This window comes from Micromonospora maritima, assembly GCF_902825405.1.
Taxonomy (GTDB): domain Bacteria; phylum Actinomycetota; class Actinomycetes; order Mycobacteriales; family Micromonosporaceae; genus Micromonospora; species Micromonospora maritima.
Genome location: NZ_CADEAU010000451.1, coordinates 1 through 4,334, shown reverse-complemented (window position 1 = coordinate 4,334; position 4,334 = coordinate 1). Strand labels below are relative to the sequence as shown.

Genomic DNA, 4,334 nt, shown 5'->3' with positions numbered 1-4,334 from the left:
CCGTGCACGCCGCGCTCGCCGGGCACGCGGTCGCCGCCCGGCGGCACGCACCGCAGGACCGCAGGCTCTCCGGCGCGGCCACCGCGATGGTGCTCAACGGCGCGTACCTGGTCGACCGCGCCGGGCTGGACGGCTTCCGCGCGCTGGCGGAAGCGCTCGCCGACAGGCATCCGGAGCTGCGGTTGGAGCTGACCGGGCCGTGGCCGGCGTACTCCTTCGTGGCGGAACCGGCGGCGGAGTCGGCATGGCCGTGACGGCACTGGCCCCGAGCAGCGCCGACGACCCGTCGGCCTACCGGCAGGTGGCGCTCGTCGACCTGCTCGACCGGGTGCTCGCCACCGGTGTGGTGGTCACCGGCGACATCACGCTCGCCATCGCGGACGTCGACCTGGTCCGGATCTCGCTGCGGGCCCTGATCGCGTCGGTCGGCGCCCTCGCCCCGCCGGAGCCGGGGACCGGCCCGCTGGTCCCGCCGGAGCCGGCGGTGGCGCCGTGACCACCCGGGACGAGGCGGCCGACCTGGCGGCGGCGCTGGGCGAGCCGGCCTGGACCGCGCCCCGGGTCCGGCCGCTGGACCGGCGGCTCGCGGTCGACGAGAACTCGGTCGAGCGCGGCCTGGCCAGCCTGGTGCTCACCGTCGTCGAACTGCTCCGGCAACTGATGGAACGGCAGGCGCTGCGCCGGGTCGACCTGGGCGACCTCGACGACGACCAGGTCGAGCGGATCGGTGCCACGCTGATGGCGCTGGAGGAGCAGATGACCCAGCTCCGTGAGTACTTCGGGCTCGCGCCCGAGGACCTCAACCTCGACCTCGGTCCGCTCGGGCCGCTGCTGCCCACCGACTGAGCCGTCACCGCCGGCTGGCGGCGTACGACTCCAGGTGGGCGAGCTGCGCCGGATCGAGGGACGGGCGGACCCGGGCGCGGGCCGCCTCGACGTGCGCGGCGGTGACCGTGCGGGCGCTCAGCGACTCGCGCATCGCGGCCAGCGCCGCCTCCCGCACCAGCGCCGCGCAGTCGGCCGCGGAGAAGCCGTCCAGGTCGCCGCCGAGCGCGTCGAGGTCCACGTCCGGCGCGAGCGGCACGTTCCGTGCCGCCGCCCGGAGGATCTCGGTACGGGCCGGGCCGTCCGGCGGGGGCACGTAGACCAGGCGTTCCAGCCGGCCGGGACGCAGCAGCGCCGGGTCGACCAGCTCCGGTCGGTTCGTCGCGCCGACCACGACCACGTTGCGCAGCGCCTCCACCCCGTCCAGTTCGGTGAGCAGCGCGGCCACCACCCGGTCCGTGGTGCCCCCGTCGGTGGCCTGACCGCGCACCGGGGCCAGCGCGTCCACCTCGTCCAGGAAGACCAGGGTGGGCGCCGCCTCCCGGGCCCGGCGGAACAGCTCGCGGACCGCGCGTTCGCTCTCGCCCACCCACTTGGAGAGCAGTTCGGCGCCCTTCACCGACAGCACGTTCGCGCGTCCGGAGCCGGCCAGCGCGGTGACCAGGTAGGTCTTCCCGCAGCCGGGCGGCCCGTAGAGCAGCACCCCGCGCGGCGGCGTCACGCCCAACCGGGCGAACGTGTCCGGATAGGTAAGCGGCCAGAGCACCGACTCGGTCAACGTCTGCCGGACCTCGTGCAGCCCGCCCACGTCGTCGAGCGTCACCGACGCCAGCTCCAACGTGGAGGCGGCCATGGTGGTCGGCCGGACCACCTCCAACGCGGCGGCGAAGTCGGCCATCGCCACGGTCGGCGTCTCCGCCGTCTTCTGCCGCAGCGCCGCCCGCACCCCGGCCTCCCGGACCAGCGCCGCGAGATCCGCGGCGACGAACCCCGGGGTACGCGCCGCCACCTCGTCCAGCCGCACGTCGCCGGCCAGCGGCACCTGGCGGGTGAGCACGGTCAACTGCTCCCGGCGCAGCGCCGGGTCGGGCAGCGGCACGGTGATCCGCAGGGCCAGCAGGTCCGGGCCGCGCAGCGCCGGGTCCACCGCCTCCGGGCGCGCGGTGGTGCACACCACCGCCGCGCCGGCCCGGCCCTCGGCCACGTCGACGCCGGCCGTCCAGGGCGCGCCGAACGGGGTCCAGCCGAGCACCCGGGCCACCCCGGTCAGCCGGTCCCAGTCGGCCTGCTGCACGGCGGCGACCACGAACAGCTGCAACGGGCCGAGCAGCGCGGCCAGCACCGCCAGCAGCACCGCGGCCAGGTCCCGTACCCGGCGGGAGCGCAGCATGGTGGCGAACGCGCTGGTGACCGCGCGGGCCCCGGCCACGCAGACCAGCAGCCCGCCGAGCGCCCCGAGCGCGCCGACCAGCGCGGCCGACCAGCCGCCCAGCGCACCGGCGGTGACCACCAGCCCGGCCACCGTGACCGTGGTGGCCAGTGCCGGCACGCTCACCAGCGCGGCGGCGAGCAGGCCGGTGACCAGGGTGCGGCGGGAGAGCGGGAGCAGCGCGAACCGGGCCGGGTCCAGCGTCTCGTCCACACCGAAGAAGACGAGCGGCAGGAGCAGCCAGCCGAGTGTCAGCACGCCGCCGCCGAACGCGGCGGTCATCAGCGCGTACCGGGACTCACCGGCCAGGCCCGGCGCGGCCAGCAGGAAGAACCCGACCCCGGCGAACCAGAGCCCGAACAGCACACCCAGCACGAACAGCGCGATCCGCCACGCCTGGCCGCGGAAGTTGTTGCCCAGCACCCGCAGCTTGAGCCGGACGAAGTGCCGGGGCGAGACGGTCCGGGCCGGCGGCTCGACGGCGGTCACCGGGACAGCCACGACAGCTCCTCACCGGTCGCGGTCCGGCCGCCTACCACCTCGACGAAGACCTCCTCCAGCGACCGGTCGCCACGTACCTCGCCCAGCGTGCCCACCCGCTTGATCCGTCCCTCGGCCAGGATGGCCACGTGGGAGCAGAGCCGCTCGACCACCTCCATCACGTGGCTGGAGAAGATCACCGTGCCGCCGCCGGTCACGTAGCGGTGCAGGATGTCCCGGATCAGCGCCGCCGACACCGGGTCGACCGCCTCGAACGGCTCGTCGAGCACCAGCAGGCGCGGGCCGTGCAGCAGCGCGCAGGCCAGGCCGATCTTCTTCTTCATGCCGGCCGAGTAGTCGACCACGAGCGTGCGGCCGGCGTCGGTGAGCGCCAGCACGTCGAGCAGCTCCGCCGCCCGCTGGTCGACCACCGCCGGGTCCATGCCCCGCAGTAGACCGTGGTACGCCAGCAGCTCCGCGCCGCTGAGCCGGTCGAAGAGGCGCACCCCGTCCGGCATCACGCCGAGCAGGCTCTTGGCGCGTACCGGATCGGACCAGACGTCGTACCCGAGCACCCGCGCCTCGCCGGCGTCGGGCCGCAACAGGCCGACGGTCATGGAGAGGGTCGTGGTCTTGCCGGCCCCGTTCGGGCCGAGCAGGCCGTAGAACGAGCCCGTCGGCACGGTCAGGTCGACGCCCGCCACCGCGACCTTCGTGTCGAACCGCTTGGCCAGGCCACGCAGGGAGAGCGCCGGGTGCTGATCGGTCATGGTCCGACCGTAGCCCGCGCGGGCCACCGCGCAGTCCGGCCGAAGGACGATCTTCGCGTCATACCTGAGGGGTACGGGTCGGATCACGGACCGGATGCAACCGACGCCCCCGCCGGCGGGTGTCAGGCGCAGGACGGCAACGGGGAGAGAGATGGATCCGGACAGTGGGTTCGAGGAGTTCTACCGGAACAGCAGGCAACGGGTCGTCACGGTGCTGTACGCGCTCGGCGGTGACCGCGCCGAGGCGCAGGACGCCGCCCAGGAGGCGTACGCGCGGGCCTGGCAGCGCTGGTCGCGGGTCAGCGCGTACGACGACCCGGAGGCGTGGGTGCGCACCGTCGGGCACCGGCTGCTGGTCAACCGGTGGCGGAAGGCGCGCAACAGTGTCGTCGCCTACCGCCGACACGGCCCGCAACCGGCGGTCGGGCCACCGTCGGAGAACACGGTCGCGCTGATCGCCGCGCTGCGGCGGTTGTCCGCCGAACAACGGGAGGCCATCGTCCTCCACCACCTGGCCGACCTGTCGGTCGCGGAGATCGCCGCGCAGACCGGCGTGCCGACCGGCACGGTCAAGGCCCGCCTCTCCCGGGGCCGCAAGGCCCTCGCCGCCCTGCTCGACGTGACCCTCCCGGAGGAGGTCCGCAATGCCTGATCCGATGTTCTCGGACCTCTACCAGGACACCGCCCAGCTCGTCTGGGCGCCCACCGAGCAGGTGCGCCGTCGGGGCCGGCAGCGTGCCCGGCGTACCCGGATCGCCGCCGGCCTGGCCGCCGCGGTCGCGGTCGGCGTCGTCGCGACGGGTGTGGTGGCGCTCGCCGGCTCGCCGGAC

At 75.1% G+C, this 4,334-nt stretch carries 5 protein-coding genes and 2 pseudogenes; 5 read left to right on the top strand and 2 right to left on the bottom strand.

Annotated elements, in window-relative coordinates:
• The 3 genes from HUW36_RS26845 to HUW36_RS26835 all read left to right on the top strand — a co-directional run.
• The coding region (locus tag HUW36_RS26845; protein ID WP_174530690.1) for a GvpL/GvpF family gas vesicle protein at positions 1–254 on the top strand (254 nt) is incomplete at its 5' end.
• Positions 245–496 carry a gas vesicle protein gene (locus HUW36_RS26840; protein ID WP_174530689.1) on the top strand — a complete coding sequence of 84 codons (252 nt, stop codon included), beginning with the start codon at positions 245–247 and terminating at the stop codon, positions 494–496. The genes HUW36_RS26845 and HUW36_RS26840, both read left to right, overlap by 10 nt.
• Positions 493–846 (top strand): gas vesicle protein K, encoded by a 354-nt coding sequence (locus HUW36_RS26835; RefSeq protein WP_217428884.1) that lies wholly within the window; start codon positions 493–495, stop codon positions 844–846. Before HUW36_RS26840 ends, HUW36_RS26835 begins: the two co-directional genes overlap by 4 nt.
• Before the next feature lie 4 nt (positions 847–850).
• On the opposite strand, the pseudogene HUW36_RS35295 reads toward HUW36_RS26835, so the two are convergent.
• Both HUW36_RS35295 and HUW36_RS26825 read right to left on the bottom strand, forming a co-directional pair.
• Positions 851–2,032: pseudogene (locus HUW36_RS35295) on the bottom strand (AAA family ATPase); the annotation flags it as partial.
• A gap of 707 nt (positions 2,033–2,739) precedes the next feature.
• Entirely contained in the window at positions 2,740–3,504 is a 765-nt protein-coding gene (locus HUW36_RS26825) for an ABC transporter ATP-binding protein (protein WP_174530688.1), read from the bottom strand.
• Positions 3,505–3,655: 151 nt separating this feature from the next.
• Between HUW36_RS26825 and HUW36_RS26820 the strand changes: the two genes are divergently transcribed.
• Both HUW36_RS26820 and HUW36_RS26815 read left to right on the top strand, forming a co-directional pair.
• Positions 3,656–4,156 carry a SigE family RNA polymerase sigma factor gene (locus tag HUW36_RS26820; protein ID WP_174530687.1) on the top strand — a complete coding sequence of 167 codons (501 nt, stop codon included), beginning with the start codon at positions 3,656–3,658 and terminating at the stop codon, positions 4,154–4,156.
• Positions 4,149–4,334: pseudogene (locus tag HUW36_RS26815) on the top strand (hypothetical protein); the annotation flags it as partial. The gene HUW36_RS26820 and the pseudogene HUW36_RS26815, both read left to right, overlap by 8 nt.

What these genes read in the sequence shown, in the direction of transcription:
- HUW36_RS26825 (WP_174530688.1), bottom strand. Translation starts at nt 3,504, where the DNA reads ATGACCGATCAGCACCCGGCGCTCTCCCTGCGTGGCCTGGCCAAGCGG.
- HUW36_RS26840 (WP_174530689.1), top strand. Translation starts at nt 245, where the DNA reads ATGGCCGTGACGGCACTGGCCCCGAGCAGCGCCGACGACCCGTCGGCC.
- HUW36_RS26820 (WP_174530687.1), top strand. Translation starts at nt 3,656, where the DNA reads ATGGATCCGGACAGTGGGTTCGAGGAGTTCTACCGGAACAGCAGGCAA.